Here is an 18,217-nt window from a genome sequence, read left to right on the forward strand (position 1 = left end):
TTATCGGCGGGCAAGCCTGTAAAGTAGCCGGACTATTTTTTCCAAATCGTTAAACTTCCCCTACTGATCAACGGTCTACAGAGCCGCAAATTGGGTGTTTATCTCCAGAGGTTCTCTACAAATGGCTGCAGTTTTAGTTGGGCAATTTCATGCAAGAGACGCGGAAGGCCGTGTCTATTCGGTGCATGAGTTTGAAACAGTGGTAGAGGGTCACCCTGTGGTCACCTACAAGCTGGCTATTGGAGATCGCGTTACCAAGATCAGTGACAACGAGTTCGAACTGATCCAGTCGAAAGTGCTGCTAACGCGTGATTCGCAAACCGCCGTGGCGACAAAGCCTGACGCCGTTGTAACGCCTGAGTAACCCTCAGCCACCGGGATAACGCTGAAGTCACAGGATGAGACTGGGGTCAGGCCAGGCAACGCGCCAACCTGACCCGCTGAATACGGACTTCACGCATGCGTTTACGCCACATCGAAGTGATCCAGGCGATCTTGCAGACCGGCAACCTCGACCATGCGGCCGAATGGTTGCAACTGCCTGTATCCACGCTGAGCGCGACACTCCATGAAGCCGAGCAACAGCTCGGCTTCATGCTGTTTGCCAGCGTGCGCGGACGCCTGCAAGCCACTCGCGAAACCCTCCTGCTGCAACCGCTGGTCAATCAGTTGTACATGGATGCAGACCCGCTTCGCCGACTTGGCGACGCCTTGCGCCAGCATCAGGACCCGACCTTGCGCGTGGCCTGTAGCGAGACCTTGGCGCAGCCCTTGCTGCCGCACAGCGTTGCGACGTTGAGACGACGCTTCCCCGACACGCCCACGACCCTGAGCAGCCAGTGCTTCTCTGAAATAGTACGCCGCGTGCTAATGGATGAATGCGACGTCGGCCTGGCTCTGCAACCGGCCGAGCAGCCGGGCGTTGATAGCCAGAAGTTGGCCCAGGGAAAAGTCCAATTGCTCGCGCCTCACGGCTGGCTTGGCCCGAAACAAAAGTACATCGCCCTGCACGATCTGGCCGGCCAAGCCATGATTGGCCTGCGTCAGCACGACCCGCTGAGCCGAATGCTCGACAGCAAGCTGCACACACTGCGGCCAGCGCCGGTGGTGCACATTGACGTACACAGTTATCAGATGATGCGCAGCATGGTTGAAGCAGGCGAAGGCCTGGCGCTGGTGGATCCGTTTACTGCCATTGGCGCCAAAAACAGCGGGCTGGACGTGTGCCCGTTATCACCCGCAGTTCCCGTGACTCTGTATGCCCTCACGCGCAAAGGCTCAGAGCCCGGCGCAGCGCTTAAAGCGCTGCTTGAGATTGTGCGTGAACGGGCCGAGGTCTTGCTGGCAGACCAGGGCGCCGTCACCCTTTAACACGATCTTAGGTTTCTTACCTGTAAAGATGGCAGCCTGCGGCCGCGGCTACACCTGGCTTTCAAACAGCAGATACCAAAAAATCGCCACTTCGCAGGTTTGCGGATCGATGCCGCGATAGCGCAAGTAATCAATACCGCCCACCTGATACCCGCAACGCTCATACAAGCGGCAGGCACCGATGTTGTTGTTTTGGGTTTCGAGCATGATGCCCTGCAGTTTTTTCTTGTGGCTCCAGAACTTGACCACATCGAGCAATGACTTGGCCACGCCATGACGGCGCGCACAAGCGGCAACGGCCAGTTCATCGACATGGGCAAAGCCATTCCAGTTTGTACTGACGACCACATGCCCTACCGGCTGATCATCCAGATAAGCCATGAAAATCGCACTGTCCGGCGCCCCAATGAAACTGGCAAATTCATCCGGGTCTATGCCGTAACACTTGCGATAGGGCGTGATCATGTCCAATGGCCAGTGCTCGACCTTCTTATGACGGTCAGCACGGGCATACGCGTTTACTTCAAAACTAAAATCATTGCCCCATACATAAGGCGCAAACCCTTCATCCGCCAATCGAACCGAAACCACGGGGTCATTGGGGTTTAAAACCAGGTGCATGAAAAATCCCTCTTTCTTGCGGTGAAATACCCCTGCAACTCGCCATCGCAATCCGCGACGGCGTGACAACCATGATAGATCTAGTGCCGGGTTTGAGCTTCGATGAGTTGTGCCCACAGCGACGGACCACCCGCCGACTTGGCAATCGCCTCAAGGCGCGCCGCATGTTCGGCCAAGTCACTTTCACTTGCACGAATAATCCGACCTGGTTGACGGCTCGCTGACAAACGGCGAATTTCCGTGGCCTGGCTGCCAGAACTCTCACCCGACTCATGGCCATCAGACGCATTACCCGCCAGCGACAGGCTGGTTTGCCCACCGGTCATGGCCAGGTAAACATCCGCCAGAATCTCGGAGTCGAGCAAGGCGCCGTGCAACTCACGGCCCGAGTTGTCTACACCATAGCGTTTGCACAAAGCATCCAGGCTATTGCGCTGCCCAGGGTGACGGCCACGCGCCATCATCAGGGTATCGAGAATGGTGCAGTGTTGGGTGATGTCAGCGCGGTCGGTCTGCCCGATCAAGGCAAACTCGTTATTCAGAAAGCCGACGTCAAACGCGGCGTTATGAATGATCAGTTGAGCACCCGAGATGAAGTCGAAAAACTCGTCGGCGACTTCGCCAAAACGCGGTTTGCCGACCAGAAACTCATTGGTAATACCGTGGACGCCGATGGCACCCTCGTCACTTTCACGGTCAGGTTGCAGGTACACGTGAAAATGACGGCCGGTGAGGCGACGGCCCATTAATTCCACGCAACCAATCTCGATCACCCGATGACCATCGGTGACGGGCATACCGGTGGTTTCAGTATCGAGTACTACACTACGCATGTTTTTTGCCCCTCATTTCCTCGACCCCGCGATTGGCCAACTGGTCAGCACGCTCATTGCCATGATGGCCAATGTGCCCGCGCACCCACTGCCATTTCACCGTGTGGCGATTGACTTGTTCGTCCAGTTGCTTCCACAGGTCGGCATTTTTCACCGGCTCTTTGGCAGCGGTTTTCCACCCGCGCTTCTTCCAGTTGACCATCCACTCGGTGATGCCTTTCATCACGTACTGCGAGTCGGTGACCAGCAAGACTTCGCAGGGGCGCTTGAGCTCTTCAAGCCCGCGAATGGCCGCCATTAACTCCATGCGATTGTTGGTGGTGTCGGGCTCGCCGCCCCAGAGTTCTTTTTCAACGCCTTGATAGACCAGCAAAGCCCCCCAGCCACCCGGGCCAGGGTTACCCTTGCAGGCTCCATCGGTGAACATTTCTACGCAATCGCTCATTGCCAACTATCCAGAAAGAACTGCCTCGGCCTGCCTATCAAGTCGTGATGGCAGCACCTGGGGCCGGGTTAACCCGACCCGGCATTTTAAATTAGGGTTCAATATCAGGTCGATTGACCTTGGCCATCTGCAGAGGGATCAGTTTGCCTTTTGGCTCTCGACGCAGTGGCTTGACGGGCCGCAAACCCACCACCATTTTGCGGGCGACCAATACATAGAAGCCCCCACCGGCCAATTGCCAGCTACCGGCCTTGCGCTCCCAACCTGACAAACGGCCTTGCCACGCCTTGGAAGCAAGCGGCGGACGATAGCATCCGAAGCGGCGTTTCTCCAGCGCAAAGCCCAGCAGATTCAGCCAGTCGGCAACCCGCGACGGGGAAATGCACCGTGCCTTGCGCAGGGCATCTTTGGCAAAAACATGCCGCAGCCCCCAACTGCTCCAGGGGTTGATCCCCACAATCAACAAATGCCCGCCGGGGCGGACGCTGCTGGCGGCTTCACGCAGCAGACCGTGAGGTGACAAACAAAAATCCAGACCGTGCTGCAACACCACCACATCGGCCGCGTGCTCGCATAAAGGCCAGGATTGCTCTTCACAAATGATTTCGACACCCGGTAAAGGCGCGCCCAGCCGCACATTGCGCTGCACTTGCGGAGCCTTGGGCGGCGTGTCGGCACCCGGACCGTAATGCACCAGGTAGCCACCGAAATAGCGTCCGAGTTCGTCCTCAAGCACACGCTGCTCATCTTCCAGCAGCAACTGGCCAAGGGGACCAGACAGCCATTCGCGGGCCGAACTGATCAGTGCCAGCCACTCAGGGTCCGCCTGAGCCAATGGTTTATCGGTCATTGTTCCTCCACCTCGCCATCCACCGGTTACGCCTCTTCGTTCGGCTGGCGCTGCAACGCGGCTCGCATTGCAACACCAACAGCCCCTAAGATGCGCCATTGTCTCGCACTTGGGAATTGCACCATGTTACAGATCGACGCCCTGCCCGCCTTCAGCGACAACTACATATGGTTGTTACAGGATACGACCCAAAAACGCTGCGCCGTGGTCGATCCGGGTGACGCCGCCCCGGTGCTGAACTGGCTCAAGCACCATCCCGAGTGGGTTCTCAGCGATATTCTGGTCACCCACCATCACCATGACCATGTGGGTGGCGTTGAGCAATTACACACCACCACAGGCGCTAAAGTCTGGGGCCCGGCGCTGGAAAACATTCCCGCGCGACAAGTGCCACTTAACGATAACGATGTGATCAACGTACTGGGAATTGAATTCAAAGTATTTCTGGTTCCTGGGCATACCCTGGGTCATATCGCTTATTACCACGCTGATGTTTCAAAGCCACTATTGTTCAGCGGCGATACGTTGTTCGCAGCTGGCTGCGGCCGGTTATTTGAAGGCACTCCTGAACAAATGCATCACTCTTTAAGTCGGCTGGCAGCCTTGCCAGCGCACACTGAGGTGTATTGCACTCACGAATACACACAAAGCAACTTGCGCTTTGCCCAAGCGGTAGAGCCGAATAACCCGGATATTGCCGACCGAGTTGCACAAGTTGCGGCCTGGCGTGATGCAGGCAAAATCAGTTTGCCATCAAGTATTGCGCTTGAATTGCGCACTAATCCGTTTCTGCGGGTTAACGAAATATCTGTTAAAGAAAAAGCTGACGAATGGAACAAGCGTGACAATGACTCGCCCAGCGCGGTCTTTGCCAGCTTGCGTAGCTGGAAAGACAAGTTTTAATCAGTGTCGCGGTTGCCATTAAAATTCTGAATGGTTGACCGCGCCCCACCTGCTTTCTAGAATCGCCCGACATTTTTGCCCGAAACTATCTTTAACCAATGTCGTCATTTAAATCTAACTCCATCAGTTCAGACGCATTGACGCGCTTGGCTAAAGCGATCGCGGTGGTTGTGTCCGCCACTTTGGCGGGATGCCAGAGCTTCGATCATTCGACCCAAACGGTCGATCGGCCCACTCTCAAACTGACCAAACGCATTCCTCAAGAGCCGCTCTGGCTCAAGGAAAAGCCGGGGCCAGTTGCCCCCAAAGACGTTTGGGAACGCATGCGTCAAGGCTTCCAGCTACAAGAAGGCCTGGGCGTCAACCCGCGTATCGAACAACAGCGTTTGTGGTTTGCCAGCAACCCGTCTTTTCTTGAAGGCGCCGGCGAACGCGGCAGCTTGTACATTCATTACATCGTCGAGCGCCTTGAAGAACGCAACATGCCACTCGAACTGGCGTTATTGCCGGTAATCGAAAGCTCTTACAACCCGATGGCGTATTCCCACGCCAATGCGGTGGGGCTTTGGCAGTTCATCCCGTCGACGGGCCGTTATTTCAATCTGCGCCAAACCCGCGCCTACGATGGCCGACGCGACATTACCGCCTCGACCCTCGCGGCCATGAACTACCTGACGCGCCTGCATGACATGTTCAACGGTGACTGGCTGCTGGCACTGGCCGCTTATAACGCAGGTGAAGGCACGGTCAGCCGGGCAATTGAACGCAACGAAAAACTCGGCTTGCCGACCGACTACTGGAACCTGCCTTTGCCGCAGGAAACCAAAGATTATGTGCCCAAGCTGCTGGCCCTGTCACAGGTGGTGCTGACCCCCGAAGCCTATGGCATCAACCTCAACCCGATTGCCAACGAACCGTACTTCGAGATGGTCGAGATCAAGCAGTCCATGGACCTGTCCCGCGTGGCAGCCCTGGCCGAGATCGACGAAGACGAAATGTTTCAGTTGAACCCCGCCTACAAGCAGCGCGCCACCACTGATGGCCCGCAACACTTGCTGGTGCCAACGTCCAAAGCCCAGTTGTTGACCGCCAGCCTGTCAAATCTCAAGCCTGAAGAGCTGGTGAGCCTGCGCCCTAAAAAGGCCGTTTTCGACACAGTCGCCAGCAACCCGCCGGCCCGGCCAACCCGTCAATACCGGGTTAAACGCGGTGACAACCTGACACTGATCGCCAAAGCCAATAAAGTTGACGTCAAAGATCTGCAGCGCTGGAACAAACTTAGCGGGCATAACCTGAAGGCTGGCCAAACGCTGGTCATGCAGGACACCCGCAAGCCTGCTGCTAAAAAAGCCACAACTTACACGGTTAAAAAAGGCGACTCTTTATACATTGTTGCCAAGCGTTTCAATGTTGAAATGCAGCACCTTAAGCGCTGGAATCCAAATTCAGCCAAGGCCCTCAAGCCCGGTCAAGTCCTGACGGTCTACAAGCCGCACTGATTCGGTTCGCACGTACATGCGGGCAAGCATACTCCTACTAAATTGCAGGAAGTTGCTTGCCCGCAGTGCTTTCTGGCGTGGCCTTTTTCCTACAGATACAAGCTGTTACTGTACGGAAACCTTCAGCCCAATGCCCGGATCGAATACCTGACTTAATGCGTCCCTTTCTGTTAGTTCTTATCAATCTGGCCTTGAGCTTTCCGGCGAGTGCGACCCTGAGTGAAAGCCACGGTTATGCACAGTTCGGTACTCTCAAATACCCGGCAACGTTTACTCATTACGATTGGGTAAATCCCGACGCGCCTAAAGGCGGGACGTTGCGGGTCATGGCATTTGGCACGTTTGACACGCTTAACCCTTATTCCTTCAAGGGTACCAGCCCGGTTTCGACTGCAAACTTCTTGCAATACGGGGTCAACGAACTCAACGAGACATTAATGGCCGGTACTGGCCAATATGCCCCGTCCGGTGACGAACCTACGTCCAGTTATGGCTTGATTGCACAATCAGTCGAATACAACGAAGACCGCAGTTGGGTGGTGTTTAACCTGCGACCCGAAGCACGTTTTCATGATGGCAAACCCATCACCGCCTACGACGTAGCGTTTTCTTACAACTTGCTGCTAAAAGAAGGTCATCCTCAATACCGGACCAACCTTCAAGAAGTTCAGCGCGTCGATATTTTGGGTCCCAAGCGCATCCGTTTTGTGTTTAAACGTGCGGGCAACCCGTTATTGATTCTGCGGCTGGGGGAATTGCCAGTTCTGCCGCAGCACTACTGGGCGAAACGCGACTTTAAAGCGACAACGTTCGAGCCACCGCTGGGCAGCGGGCCTTATCGCATCACCAAGGTGACCCCAGGCCGGCAGTTGGTGTTTGAACATGTCAAAAACTGGTGGGGCGCCAACCTGCCAGTCAATCGCGGTAAATACAATTTCGACCGGGTCGAAGTGGAGTTTTACCGTGACAGCAACGTTGCCTTCGAAGCGTTCAAGGCGGGCGAATTCGACATTTATATCGAACACCAGGCCAAGAACTGGGCCAATGCCTACCGGTTTCCGGCAGTACGCCGTGGCGATGTGATCAAGGCTGAAATCACCCATCAGATCCCGACCCAGACACAAGGCCTGTTTATGAACAGCCGCCGCAGTACCTTCGCGCAAGCTAAAGTTCGCGAAGCACTGGGGCAAATGTTCGACTTCGAATGGACCAACCGCGCCTTATTCAATAGCTCATATCAACGGGCCGAAAGCTACTACCCCAACAGTGAGTTCTCGGCCAGCGGCATCCCCCAAGGCCATGAATGGCTGATGCTCTCCCCTTGGCGCAGCCAGTTGCCACCCGAGCTGTTCAGCCAGGCCTTCAGCCTGCCGAAAACTGATGGCCGCGGTATCCCCCGCGAAACCATGCGCCACGCTCTGGATCTGTTGGCCCAAGGTGGCTGGAAACTGTCCGGGCAACGCTTGCTCAATAGCGAAGGCAAACCGCTGACGTTCGAGATATTGCTGGTCAATCCGAACCTCGAACGCATTTTGCAACCTTATGTCGAGAACCTCGCCAGCATCGGTATCGAAGCGCGGCTGCGCACTGTCGACCGCGCGCAATACAAACAGCGGCTGGACCAATTCGATTTCGACATGATCCTGATGACCCTCGATCAGACCTTGAGCCCCGGGCTTGAACAGTGGCAGTACTTTCACTCCAGCCAGGCCAACGTCAAGGGCAGCAAGAACTATGCAGGGGTTGCCAGCCCGGTCGTCGATCAATTGCTGGAAAAACTCCTGGCCGCACAGAACCGCGAAGAACAACTGGCTGCTGGCCGGGCGCTGGATCGCGTTTTACTCTGGCAGCACTACATGATTCCCAACTGGTATCTGAATTATCACCGCCTGGCGTACCGCAACCGGTTCGCCTTTGTGACGACGCCGCCTTACACACTGGGCCTTAGCGCATGGTGGCTCAAGCCTACGGAGAAAACCCAATGATGCCTTTGCGTACCTGGCTAAAACCGCTGGCAGGCCTGTTGCTGGCCAGTGTGACCTGTGCGGCATTGGCCGCTCCGCAACATGCATTGACGCTTTACGATGAGCCGCCGAAATACCCGGCTGACTTCAAGCATGTCGATTACGTGAACCCGGATGCCCCCAAGGGCGGCATCTTTCGCAAATCAACCACCGGCAGCTTTGACAGCCTCAACCCGTTTATCAACAAGGGCGTACCGGCCGAAGGGATTGAAATGACCTTCGACACCCTGACCCGCCAGACGCTGGACGAACCGTTTACCTCCTACGGTTTAATCGCGCAAAAGATGGAAAAAGCGCCGGATAACAGCTGGGTACGGTTTTACCTGCGCCCCGAAGCCAAGTTCAACGATGGCCACCCGATCCGCGCCGAAGACGTGGTGTTTACCTTTGACACACTGATGAAAAACGGCTCGCCGCTGTACAAGGGCTATTACAGCGATGTCGACCAGGCCATTGCCGAAAACCCGTTGCAGGTGAAGTTCACCTTTAAGCACAACAAAAACCGCGAACTGCCGCTGATTCTGGGGCAACTGCCCGTCCTGCCCAAGCATTGGTGGGAAACCCGAGACTTCGGTAAAGGCAACCTTGAAATCCCTGTCGGCAGCGGCCCCTACACCATCACGGATATCAAACCCGGGCGCTCCATCCGCTACGAGCGCAACAAGGATTACTGGGGCAAAGACCTGCCGATCAACAAGGGCCTGTACAACTTCGATGCGATTACCGTGGACTACTTCCGCGACAACAGCGTGGCATTTGAAGCCCTCAAGGCCGGGCAGTTTGATTACTGGTTCGAGATCAGCGCCAAGAACTGGGCGAGTGCCTACAACGCGCCAGCCTTCACCCAGGGCCGCTTGAAAAAAGAAGAAATTCGTAACCATAACCCGACCGGCATGCAAGGCTTTATCTTCAACCTGCGCAAACCCATGTTTCAGGATGTACGGGTGCGCGAAGCTCTGAGCCTGCTGTTTGACTTCGAATGGGCCAACAAGCAACTGTTCAGCGGCGCCTATTCACGCACCGGCAGTTATTTTGAGAACTCGGAAATGGCCGCCAAGGAACTTCCGAGCGCTGAAGAGCTGGCTATTTTAGAACCCTTGCGTGGCCAGATACCGGACAAGGTTTTCACCGAGGTCTTCAAACCCAACGTCACCGACGCCAGCGGCATGATTCGCGACCAACAGCGCCGCGCCTATCAACTGCTGCAAGACGCTGGCTGGCGTATCGTCGATGACAAGATGGTCGACGCCCAAGGCAAGCCGGTAAAAATTGAGTTCTTGCTGGCGCAATCGGAATTCGAGCGAATTCTGCTGCCTTACAAACGCAACCTCAGCGACTTGGGTATCGATCTGCAAATTCGTCGGGTCGACACCTCGCAATACCTCAATCGCCTGCGTTCACGGGACTTCGACATGATTGTCGGCAGCTTCCCGCAGTCCAACTCGCCGGGCAGTGAGCAGCGTGAATACTGGGAATCGTCGAGCTACGACAAACCCGGCAGCCGTAATTTTATTGGCCTTAAAGACCCGGCCATCGATCAACTGACCGAAGACCTGATCCATGCCGATTCCCGGCAAAGCCTGATCAACCACGCCCGGGCGCTGGACCGCGTGTTGCAATGGGGCTACTACGTCATCCCCAACTGGCACATCAAAACCTGGCGCGTCGCCTACTCGCACAACATTGGCCACCCGGCGGTGACCCCGCTGTACGACATCGGCACCGAGACGTGGTGGGCAAAACCTGATGCAGCGCCCGTAACCCCTACCAAACCCACAAGCGAAAGCCTGGAGCCGTAAATGCTGGCGTATATATTCAGGCGACTGCTGCTAATTATTCCGACGCTGTTCGGCATTCTGCTGATTAACTTCGTCATTATTCAGGCCGCCCCTGGCGGCCCGGTTGACCAGATGATCGCCAAACTTGAAGGCTTCGACGGAGCAACCAGCCGTATCGCCGGAGGCGGCTCGGAAGTCTCGGTGGCTGGCTCCAACTACCGGGGCGCGCAAGGCCTGGACCCGGCGCTGATTGAAGAAATCGAGAAGATGTACGGTTTCGACAAGTCAGCGCCTGAACGCCTGTGGATCATGATCAAGAACTACGCCCAACTGGATTTCGGTGAGAGTTTTTTCCGGGACGCCAAGGTCATCGACCTGATCAAAGAAAAAATGCCGGTGTCCATTTCGCTGGGGTTGTGGAGCACGCTGATCATGTACCTGGTCTCGATCCCGCTGGGTATCGCCAAGGCCACGCGCCATGGCAGCCACTTTGACGTATGGACCAGTTCGGCAATCATTATCGGTTACGCGATTCCGGCCTTTTTGTTTGCCATTCTGCTGATCGTGGTGTTCGCCGGGGGCAGTTATCTGGACTGGTTCCCATTGCGCGGCCTGACCTCCAACAACTTCGACGAGCTCAGCCTGGGCGGCAAGATCCTCGACTATTTCTGGCACTTGGCGCTGCCCATCACCGCGCTGGTCATCGGTAACTTTGCCACCATGACCTTGCTGACCAAAAACAGCTTTCTGGATGAGATCAACAAACAATACGTGGTCACGGCCAAGGCCAAGGGCTTGACCAATCACCGCGTGCTCTACGGGCACGTGTTTCGCAACGCCATGCTACTGGTGATTGCCGGCTTCCCGTCGGCCTTCATCGGCATCTTCTTTACCGGCTCATTGCTGGTTGAAGTGATCTTCTCGCTGGACGGCCTCGGGCTGATGAGCTTCGAAGCTGCGATCAATCGCGATTACCCGGTGGTGTTTGGCACCCTGTTTATCTTCACGCTGGTCGGGCTGGTGGTGAAACTGATCGGCGACCTCTCATACACCCTGGTTGATCCGCGTATCGACTTTGAAAGCCGGGAGCATTGAGATGAAACTGTCCCCTCTCAATCGACGACGTTTCGAACGTTTCAAAGCCAACAAGCGTGGCTGGTGGTCTTTGTGGCTGTTTATCGTGCTGTTTGGGCTGAGCCTGGGCGCTGAACTGATCGCCAATGATAAACCGCTGGTGGTCCATTACGACGGTGAATGGTATTTCCCTGCGCTCAAGCGCTACCCAGAAACCGACTTCGGCGGTGAATTCCCGCTCGAGGCCAACTACAAAAGCCCGTACATCCGCGAACTGTTGGCCAAGAAAGACGCCCTGGTGGTGTGGCCACCGATCCCCTACAGCTATCAGAGCATTAACTACGACCTGAAAGTGCCAGCCCCCGCTCCGCCGTCTCTGGAAAACTGGCTGGGCACCGACGACCAAGGGCGCGATGTGCTGGCACGGGTGATTTATGGCTTCAGGATTTCAGTGCTGTTCGCCCTGACGTTGACTATTTTGAGCTCGATCATCGGCGTTATCGCAGGTGCGCTTCAGGGGTTTTATGGCGGCTGGGTCGATCTGGCAGGCCAGCGCTTCCTGGAGATCTGGTCGGGGCTGCCGGTGCTGTACCTGCTGATAATTCTGGCGAGTTTTGTGCAGCCCAACTTCTGGTGGCTGCTGGGGATCATGCTGCTGTTCTCATGGATGAGCCTGGTGGATGTGGTGCGCGCCGAATTTTTGCGCGGGCGAAACCTGGAATATGTACGCGCCGCTCGCGCACTCGGCATGCAAGACATGGCCATCATGTACCGGCACATCCTGCCCAACGCCATGGTTTCGACCATGACCTTTATGCCGTTTATTTTGACCGGCGCCATTGGCACGCTCACCGCGCTGGACTTCCTGGGCTTTGGCCTGCCGCCGGGCGCGCCGTCGCTGGGCGAACTGGTCGCGCAGGGCAAATCCAACCTGCAAGCGCCGTGGCTGGGCATCAGCGCCTTTGCGGTGCTGGCCATCATGCTGAGCCTGCTGGTGTTTATCGGCGAGTCCGCTCGCGATGCCTTCGATCCGAGGAAATAAGATGACGCAGGACATTCTGATCGAAGTGCGTGATCTCGCCGTTGAGTTTGTCACCGGCGAGCAATCACACCGTGTTGTGCAAGGCATCAATTTCGATATCAAACGCGGCGAAACCCTGGCACTGGTTGGCGAAAGCGGCTCCGGCAAATCGGTGACCGCACACTCCATTCTGCGGCTGCTGCCCTACCCCATGGCGCGCCATCCACACGGCAGCATTGAGTATGCCGGGCAAGACCTGCTGCACCTGGATGAGAAAAAGCTGCGGCATATTCGCGGCAACCGCATTGCCATGATTTTTCAGGAGCCCATGACCTCGCTGAACCCGCTGCACAGCATTGAAAAACAAATCAATGAAGTGCTGGGCATTCACAAAGGCCTGACCGGCAAAGAGGCCACCCTGCGCACGCTGGAGCTGCTTGAGCTGGTGGGCATCCCCGAGCCACACAAACGCCTTAAAGCGCTGCCACACGAGCTGTCAGGTGGCCAGCGCCAGCGTGTCATGATCGCCATGGCCCTGGCCAATGAACCCGAACTGTTAATTGCCGACGAACCCACCACCGCACTGGACGTCACCGTTCAGTTGAAAATCCTCGAATTGCTCAAGGAATTACAGGCGCGTCTGGGCATGTCGCTGTTACTGATCAGTCACGATTTGAACCTGGTTCGACGAATTGCGCACAGAGTATGTGTCATGCAGCGCGGTTGCATCGTCGAACAAGCATCGTGTGAGCAATTGTTTCGTTCACCACAGCATCCGTACACCCGGGAACTGCTCAGCGCAGAGCCCAGCGGAGGCCCGGCTGACACGCTTGCCGGGGCGCCGTTGCTGGAAGTCGAGGACCTCAAAGTGTGGTTCCCGATCAAAAAAGGCTTGTTACGCAAGACCGTGGATTACGTCAAAGCGGTCGACGGGATTAACTTCAGCCTGCCTCAAGGGCAGACCCTGGGGATTGTGGGAGAAAGCGGATCAGGAAAATCGACGCTGGGCCTGGCGATTTTGCGCCTGATTGGCAGCGAAGGATTGATCCGTTTTGAAGGCAAACGGTTAGACTGCATGTCACGCCAGGAAGTAAGACCCCTGCGCAGAGAAATGCAGGTGGTGTTTCAGGACCCGTTTGGCAGTCTCAGCCCACGCATGAGCGTCAGCGAGATCGTCGGTGAAGGCTTGCGCATTCACCGTATGGGCACACCTGAAGAGCAGGAAAAGGCAATTATTGAAGCCTTGCGAGAAGTAGGTCTGGATCCGGAAACCCGGCACCGCTACCCTCACGAGTTTTCTGGCGGGCAACGGCAACGAATCGCCATTGCCCGGGCACTGGTATTAAAACCGGCGTTGATTCTGCTGGACGAGCCAACCTCAGCGTTGGACCGCACAGTACAACGCCAGGTAGTCGAGTTGTTACGCTCGCTGCAAACCAAGTACAACCTGACATATTTGTTTATCAGCCATGACCTGGCGGTAGTCAAAGCGCTGAGCCACCAACTGATGGTGGTCAAGCATGGCCAAGTGGTCGAACAGGGTGATGCGCAAAGTATCTTTGCCTCACCGCAACATCCATATACACAACAGCTGCTGGAAGCCGCCTTTTTGGCACCAGTGGCTGTCGATTAACCTGATAGAGGAACAACACATGGGTTTTCTCGCCGGTAAGCGCGTCCTGATCGTCGGTGTCGCCAGCAAATTGTCCATCGCTTCTGGCATTGCTGCCGCCATGCACCGTGAAGGCGCTGAACTTGCCTTCACTTATCAGAACGAAAAGCTTAAAGGCCGCGTTGAAGAGTTCGCCGCAGGCTGGGGCTCTGGCCCGGAACTGTGCTTCCCTTGCGACGTTGCCAGCGATGAAGAAATCGCCAAGGTTTTCGAAGACCTGAGCAAGAAGTGGGACGGCCTGGACTGCATCGTTCACTCCGTAGGTTTCGCCCCTGGCGACCAACTGGACGGTGACTTCACCGACGCCACCACCCGTGAAGGCTTCCGCATCGCTCACGACATCAGCGCCTACAGCTTCGTGGCCCTGGCCAAAGCCGGTCGCCCGATGATGAAAGGCCGCAATGGCAGCCTGCTGACCCTGTCCTACCTGGGTGCTGAGCGCACCATGCCTAACTACAACGTGATGGGCATGGCCAAAGCCAGCCTGGAAGCCGGTGTACGTTACCTGGCAGGCAGCCTGGGCCCGGAAGGCACTCGCGTTAACTGCGTGTCGGCCGGTCCGATCCGTACCCTGGCCGCTTCGGGCATCAAGAACTTCCGCAAAATGCTGGCAGCCAACGAAGCTCAAACCCCGCTGCGCCGTAACGTGACCATCGAAGAAGTCGGCAACGCCGGCGCCTTCCTGTGTTCCGACCTGGCCTCGGGCATCAGCGGCGAAATCATGTACGTAGACGGCGGCTTCAACACCACCGCTATGGGCAGCCTCGAAGAGTAATTGCTTCGGCGCAACCGCCAATAAAAACGCCCGGTGCAGAGTCTGCACCGGGCGTTTTTTGTTTTGGCTCACAGCCCGCGTCAGCTATCTGCCTCACCAGGCGCATGCTGCGCGGTAAATAGCCGCACGACGCTGGTCATGTTCTCTGCACCTAGCCCTTGCGCCATTGCCTGCTGAAACACCCCATGTGCCGCAGCGATGGTCGGTGCATCCCTGGAAATTCCGGCTTCATTCAACACGTATCCGAAGTCTTTCTCGATGAGTTCTACGGGAAACTGCGGGGCGAAGTTCTCTGCCAGCATCGTATTGGCAAGGTAAGTGGCAACCGGCGCCCAGACAGAAGTGCCTGCCATCGCCGCCAACACGTGCGAAGCATCGGCGCCACTGCGCTTAAGCATGCCGATGATCTCAGCCAAACCGGTTACTTGTATGCCTAACAAGGCATTGGTTGCGAGCTTGGTGAGCGCCCCATGCCCCAATGCACCGGTATGGTGGATACCAGAACCCAATGCACCCAGCACAGGACGACAACGCTCAAGCACCTGTGTGTCCCCGCCGATCAGGTAGGTCAACTGCCCTGTATCGGCCTGCAACCGGGATCCGGAAACGGGCGCCTCCAGCAGTGATACCCGTTGATGCTGCATGTGCGCACCCAGCATCTGTATCCAGCCCGACGTCAGGGTTGAACTCTCGATTGCGACAGTGTCGGGTGACATTCCCGCGAGCGCCCCACACTCAGGATCCAGCCATACGAAACGCGACACTTCATCATCACGCAGCATAGCGATCACAAACTCAGCGCCTTGGCTGGCGTCCCTTGGCGACACCGCCAGGGTGGCGCCCAAGTCAACCAACGGTTGCGCAGCCCGGCCCGTGCGGTTCCAGACCGTGACCTTATGCCCGGCGGCGATCAGTCGAGCGGCCATCCGCGACCCCATCGCCCCCAGGCCCAGTACTGTAATGTTGCTCATGCTTTAACAACCTGCTTGATAAGTGTGTAGAGAAAACGAATAGCATCAGGACCTGCGGGCTTTGCGCTCGCGGCTGATAAACAGCACCGCAAGCCCGGCCAACGCGAAAGCTGCCGATACAAACGGTATGGGCAACGGGCCGGCCAGATTGATCAACAGTCCCCCAACCAGAGAGCCCAGCCCGATCGCGGCATTGAATACAGAGACGTTGATAGAGGTGGCGGCATCTGCACCGCCTTCGATTTTGGATGCCTCTTTAAACACCAAGGTCTGCAGCAAGACGGGAAGCGCACCGTATGCCGCGCCCCAGGCCGCAAGCGTGACAATGACCGCGGTGTGGCTAAGCGCAGCGGTATTCAGGCATGCCAGGCTCACGCCAAGCAGCACCGTCACTGCTCCCAGACTGGCCCGTGGCGCTCGCGCGGCAAAGGGCCCGATGGCAAAGTTGGTGACCACGCCCGCAGCGCCATAAACCAGCAAAAGCAAGCTGATCTGCGCGGCACTCTGCCTGGCTACCTGCTCGAGGTACGGTGCAATGTAGGTGTAAGCCAGAAAGTTACCGGTCACGACAAAGGCGGTGATCCCAAAAATCGCCAGCAAAGAACGACTCTTGAGCACAGACGACATGGCCCCGCGTTTGGCCGTTCGGGAAATACGCACAGCCGGGACAGACCAGACAATCAGCATGAACACGATCAGGCTCAGCACAGAGAGTGCCGCGAATACCGCACGCCAACCATAGAGATCGCCCAGCATGGACCCCGCAGGAACGCCAAGTACGGCGGCCAGTGAAACGCCGCCGAACACGATAGACGTCGCACGCACCGCATTGCGGGTAGCAACCAGGTGCACGGCGGTGACAACCGCGGTCGACCAGAACACACCAATGGCAGCGGCAACCAGAATTCGGCCGATGAACACAACGAAATAACCTGAGGCCAGAAAGGTAATCAGATTACCGATGCAACATACGGCCAGAAGACCCGACATCAGGGTTTTACGGTTGATGTGCCCCAACAGGCTGGTGAGAGGTGCGGCAGTGAGGGCCACCATGAACGCAAAGATCGTGACCAGGTAGCCTGCAACGCCCAGCGAGACGTGCAGCCCTTGGGCCAGTGCCGGTAGAACACCGACCGGCATGAGTTCTGTGCTGACAAAAGAAAAGCACCCCAGGCTTAAAGCGAGCACGGCGCTTGCACTTCGCCCTTTAGAGACCTTCATCCCGTGGTGTTGCGACGCTGAAGGATCAGGGCTTGAATCTGTAACTATCGATTGCATCATTTCATCCCGAATGAATGGCGATGGGAAAGGCCAACACACCCGATGAATGTGGTGTGCTGAGCGAGAGCCAGTGTGGGATTTACTTCGCAGAAGTGCGATAGCATGAGAGTCACAATATCCATGCCCCGGAGTCATTAATGCGAGCGTTCAGCCCCCAACTGCTTGAAGGCGTGGATGTCATGGCCGCAGTGGTCGACACACGAAGTTTTGGCGGCGCAGCCCAAGTGCTGGACATGTCCCAGTCCGGTGTCAGCAGAGCCGTCGCCCGACTGGAAACCCGATTGGGGATCCGGATTTTCGAGCGCACCACACGATCAGTCAGGCTGACCGAAGAAGGCCGTCATTTTTACGAGCAGGTGATGCCTTTGATCGGCGCTCTGGCCGAGGTCACCAGCAGTGCCGCCGGTGACGCACAAATGGTCCAGGGTCGCCTGCGCATCAATGTCGACCCGCTATTCGCACGCTTCATCCTTGGGCCGCGACTGGGGCCTTTTCTGGACAGCTATCCGGACTTGGAACTGGACATGCGCAGCAAGGAGGATCTGGGAGATTTGGTGGCAGATGGTTTTGATCTGGCACTGCGCTTTGGGCACCCTCTCCCATCGTCGCTTGTCGCCCGAAAACTGTTCGACACTCGGGTTTTGGCCATGGCATCCCCGGCCTACTTAGAACGTTTTGGGCATCCGACAGATCCACGCGAACTGGAAAACACGCCTCACCGCTGCATTCTTTTCCGGGAACCTGTGACGGGAAAACCGTTTGCCTGGGAGTTTCACCAAAAGCGTAAACAATTGACCGTGAAGCCCCAGGGGCAACTCACGGTAAATGATCCAGGAACGGTCTACAGCGCCTGCCTGGCAGGCCTGGGCATTGCCCAGCTATTCGAACTGGGGATCGAGCAATACACCTCATCAAATCAGTTGGTGCAATTGTTCCCCGAATGGTCGGACCAGCGATTCCCGCTCTACGCCTACTACCCGTCGCGCCATCACGTCCCGGCCAAGACTCGCGCCCTGCTCAGCTTTGTGATGGACCTGATCAAATAAAGGTCTTTTGTCAGCGTTTGGACCGCAAAAAAAATGGCCGCTCAGTGAGCGGC

The 18,217-nt window shown here is 56.7% G+C and carries 17 protein-coding genes; 11 read left to right on the forward strand and 6 right to left on the reverse strand.

Annotated elements, in window-relative coordinates:
- The first annotated feature begins 121 nt into the window (after nucleotides 1-121).
- Complete coding sequence (locus tag GHO25_RS08045; RefSeq protein WP_048373067.1) at nucleotides 122-364, forward strand: hypothetical protein; 243 nt, start codon at nucleotides 122-124, stop codon at nucleotides 362-364.
- Between the two features lie 95 nt (nucleotides 365-459).
- Complete coding sequence (locus tag GHO25_RS08050; protein ID WP_153390513.1) at nucleotides 460-1,371, forward strand: LysR family transcriptional regulator; 912 nt, start codon at nucleotides 460-462, stop codon at nucleotides 1,369-1,371.
- Nucleotides 1,372-1,419: 48 nt separating this feature from the next.
- On the opposite strand, the gene GHO25_RS08055 is transcribed toward GHO25_RS08050, so the two are convergent.
- The 4 genes from GHO25_RS08055 to GHO25_RS08070 form a co-directional block, all read right to left on the reverse strand.
- Nucleotides 1,420-1,992, reverse strand: coding sequence for a GNAT family N-acetyltransferase (locus GHO25_RS08055; RefSeq protein WP_048373064.1), 573 nt, complete (start codon nucleotides 1,990-1,992; stop codon nucleotides 1,420-1,422).
- Between the two features lie 80 nt (nucleotides 1,993-2,072).
- On the reverse strand, nucleotides 2,073-2,825 hold the full coding sequence (gene dnaQ / locus GHO25_RS08060) for a DNA polymerase III subunit epsilon (protein WP_048373063.1): 753 nt from the start codon (nucleotides 2,823-2,825) through the stop codon (nucleotides 2,073-2,075).
- The gene (rnhA, locus tag GHO25_RS08065; RefSeq protein ID WP_048373061.1) at nucleotides 2,818-3,270 is read right to left on the reverse strand and encodes a ribonuclease HI; all 453 of its coding nucleotides are present in this window, start codon (nucleotides 3,268-3,270) and stop codon (nucleotides 2,818-2,820) included. The genes dnaQ and rnhA overlap by 8 nt, the downstream gene beginning before the upstream one ends.
- A gap of 91 nt (nucleotides 3,271-3,361) precedes the next feature.
- Nucleotides 3,362-4,120, reverse strand: coding sequence for a class I SAM-dependent methyltransferase (locus GHO25_RS08070; RefSeq protein WP_123750085.1), 759 nt, complete (start codon nucleotides 4,118-4,120; stop codon nucleotides 3,362-3,364).
- Nucleotides 4,121-4,243: 123 nt separating this feature from the next.
- Here GHO25_RS08070 and gloB point away from each other — a divergent pair, with 123 nt between their 5' ends.
- From gloB to fabI, 8 genes are all read left to right on the forward strand, one after another.
- Nucleotides 4,244-5,023, forward strand: a complete 780-nt coding sequence (gloB, locus tag GHO25_RS08075) for a hydroxyacylglutathione hydrolase (RefSeq protein WP_153390515.1) — start codon at nucleotides 4,244-4,246, stop codon at nucleotides 5,021-5,023.
- 98 nt (nucleotides 5,024-5,121) lie between these two features.
- Nucleotides 5,122-6,522 carry a LysM peptidoglycan-binding domain-containing protein gene (locus GHO25_RS08080; RefSeq protein WP_153390517.1) on the forward strand — a complete coding sequence of 467 codons (1,401 nt, stop codon included), beginning with the start codon at nucleotides 5,122-5,124 and terminating at the stop codon, nucleotides 6,520-6,522.
- A 155-nt stretch (nucleotides 6,523-6,677) separates the two neighbouring features.
- On the forward strand, nucleotides 6,678-8,507 hold the full coding sequence (locus GHO25_RS08085) for an extracellular solute-binding protein (protein ID WP_153327697.1): 1,830 nt from the start codon (nucleotides 6,678-6,680) through the stop codon (nucleotides 8,505-8,507).
- Nucleotides 8,504-10,345, forward strand: a complete 1,842-nt coding sequence (locus tag GHO25_RS08090) for an extracellular solute-binding protein (protein ID WP_153390519.1) — start codon at nucleotides 8,504-8,506, stop codon at nucleotides 10,343-10,345. Before GHO25_RS08085 ends, GHO25_RS08090 begins: the two co-directional genes overlap by 4 nt.
- Nucleotides 10,346-11,419 carry a microcin C ABC transporter permease YejB gene (locus tag GHO25_RS08095; protein ID WP_153390521.1) on the forward strand — a complete coding sequence of 358 codons (1,074 nt, stop codon included), beginning with the start codon at nucleotides 10,346-10,348 and terminating at the stop codon, nucleotides 11,417-11,419. It begins immediately after the preceding gene.
- 1 nt (nucleotide 11,420) lies between these two features.
- Complete coding sequence (locus tag GHO25_RS08100; RefSeq protein ID WP_048373045.1) at nucleotides 11,421-12,440, forward strand: ABC transporter permease; 1,020 nt, start codon at nucleotides 11,421-11,423, stop codon at nucleotides 12,438-12,440.
- A gap of 1 nt (nucleotide 12,441) precedes the next feature.
- A complete protein-coding gene (locus tag GHO25_RS08105) occupies nucleotides 12,442-14,052 on the forward strand; it encodes an ABC transporter ATP-binding protein (RefSeq protein WP_153390522.1) in 1,611 nt (536 codons plus the stop codon).
- Nucleotides 14,053-14,071: 19 nt separating this feature from the next.
- A complete protein-coding gene (gene fabI, locus GHO25_RS08110) occupies nucleotides 14,072-14,866 on the forward strand; it encodes an enoyl-ACP reductase FabI (RefSeq protein ID WP_048373041.1) in 795 nt (264 codons plus the stop codon).
- 80 nt (nucleotides 14,867-14,946) lie between these two features.
- Here fabI and GHO25_RS08115 read toward each other — a convergent pair whose 3' ends face one another.
- Both GHO25_RS08115 and GHO25_RS08120 read right to left on the reverse strand, forming a co-directional pair.
- Nucleotides 14,947-15,837 carry an NAD(P)-dependent oxidoreductase gene (locus GHO25_RS08115; protein WP_153390524.1) on the reverse strand — a complete coding sequence of 297 codons (891 nt, stop codon included), beginning with the start codon at nucleotides 15,835-15,837 and terminating at the stop codon, nucleotides 14,947-14,949.
- Between the two features lie 45 nt (nucleotides 15,838-15,882).
- Nucleotides 15,883-17,253, reverse strand: coding sequence for an MFS transporter (locus tag GHO25_RS08120; protein ID WP_305977929.1), 1,371 nt, complete (start codon nucleotides 17,251-17,253; stop codon nucleotides 15,883-15,885).
- A gap of 2 nt (nucleotides 17,254-17,255) precedes the next feature.
- Here GHO25_RS08120 and GHO25_RS08125 point away from each other — a divergent pair, with 2 nt between their 5' ends.
- On the forward strand, nucleotides 17,256-18,164 hold the full coding sequence (locus GHO25_RS08125) for a LysR family transcriptional regulator (protein ID WP_048373035.1): 909 nt from the start codon (nucleotides 17,256-17,258) through the stop codon (nucleotides 18,162-18,164).
- Nucleotides 18,165-18,217 lie beyond the last annotated feature (53 nt).

Origin of the sequence: Pseudomonas sp. FSL R10-1350, from assembly GCF_009600525.1 — a bacterium.
In the GTDB taxonomy this organism is placed as follows: domain Bacteria; phylum Pseudomonadota; class Gammaproteobacteria; order Pseudomonadales; family Pseudomonadaceae; genus Aquipseudomonas; species Aquipseudomonas helleri.

Bases quoted from the DNA above. Each gene is read 5' to 3' on its own strand.
- GHO25_RS08085 (WP_153327697.1), top strand. From the start codon at position 6,678: ATGCGTCCCTTTCTGTTAGTTCTTATCAATCTGGCCTTGAGCTTTCCG.
- GHO25_RS08105 (WP_153390522.1), top strand. From the start codon at position 12,442: ATGACGCAGGACATTCTGATCGAAGTGCGTGATCTCGCCGTTGAGTTT.
- GHO25_RS08125 (WP_048373035.1), top strand. From the start codon at position 17,256: ATGCGAGCGTTCAGCCCCCAACTGCTTGAAGGCGTGGATGTCATGGCC.
- dnaQ (WP_048373063.1), bottom strand. From the start codon at position 2,825: ATGCGTAGTGTAGTACTCGATACTGAAACCACCGGTATGCCCGTCACC.
- GHO25_RS08080 (WP_153390517.1), top strand. From the start codon at position 5,122: ATGTCGTCATTTAAATCTAACTCCATCAGTTCAGACGCATTGACGCGC.
- GHO25_RS08055 (WP_048373064.1), bottom strand. From the start codon at position 1,992: ATGCACCTGGTTTTAAACCCCAATGACCCCGTGGTTTCGGTTCGATTG.
- GHO25_RS08095 (WP_153390521.1), top strand. From the start codon at position 10,346: ATGCTGGCGTATATATTCAGGCGACTGCTGCTAATTATTCCGACGCTG.
- GHO25_RS08115 (WP_153390524.1), bottom strand. From the start codon at position 15,837: ATGAGCAACATTACAGTACTGGGCCTGGGGGCGATGGGGTCGCGGATG.
- gloB (WP_153390515.1), top strand. From the start codon at position 4,244: ATGTTACAGATCGACGCCCTGCCCGCCTTCAGCGACAACTACATATGG.
- rnhA (WP_048373061.1), bottom strand. From the start codon at position 3,270: ATGAGCGATTGCGTAGAAATGTTCACCGATGGAGCCTGCAAGGGTAAC.
- GHO25_RS08045 (WP_048373067.1), top strand. From the start codon at position 122: ATGGCTGCAGTTTTAGTTGGGCAATTTCATGCAAGAGACGCGGAAGGC.
- GHO25_RS08070 (WP_123750085.1), bottom strand. From the start codon at position 4,120: ATGACCGATAAACCATTGGCTCAGGCGGACCCTGAGTGGCTGGCACTG.
- GHO25_RS08100 (WP_048373045.1), top strand. From the start codon at position 11,421: ATGAAACTGTCCCCTCTCAATCGACGACGTTTCGAACGTTTCAAAGCC.
- GHO25_RS08120 (WP_305977929.1), bottom strand. From the start codon at position 17,253: ATGACTCCGGGGCATGGATATTGTGACTCTCATGCTATCGCACTTCTG.
- fabI (WP_048373041.1), top strand. From the start codon at position 14,072: ATGGGTTTTCTCGCCGGTAAGCGCGTCCTGATCGTCGGTGTCGCCAGC.
- GHO25_RS08090 (WP_153390519.1), top strand. From the start codon at position 8,504: ATGATGCCTTTGCGTACCTGGCTAAAACCGCTGGCAGGCCTGTTGCTG.
- GHO25_RS08050 (WP_153390513.1), top strand. From the start codon at position 460: ATGCGTTTACGCCACATCGAAGTGATCCAGGCGATCTTGCAGACCGGC.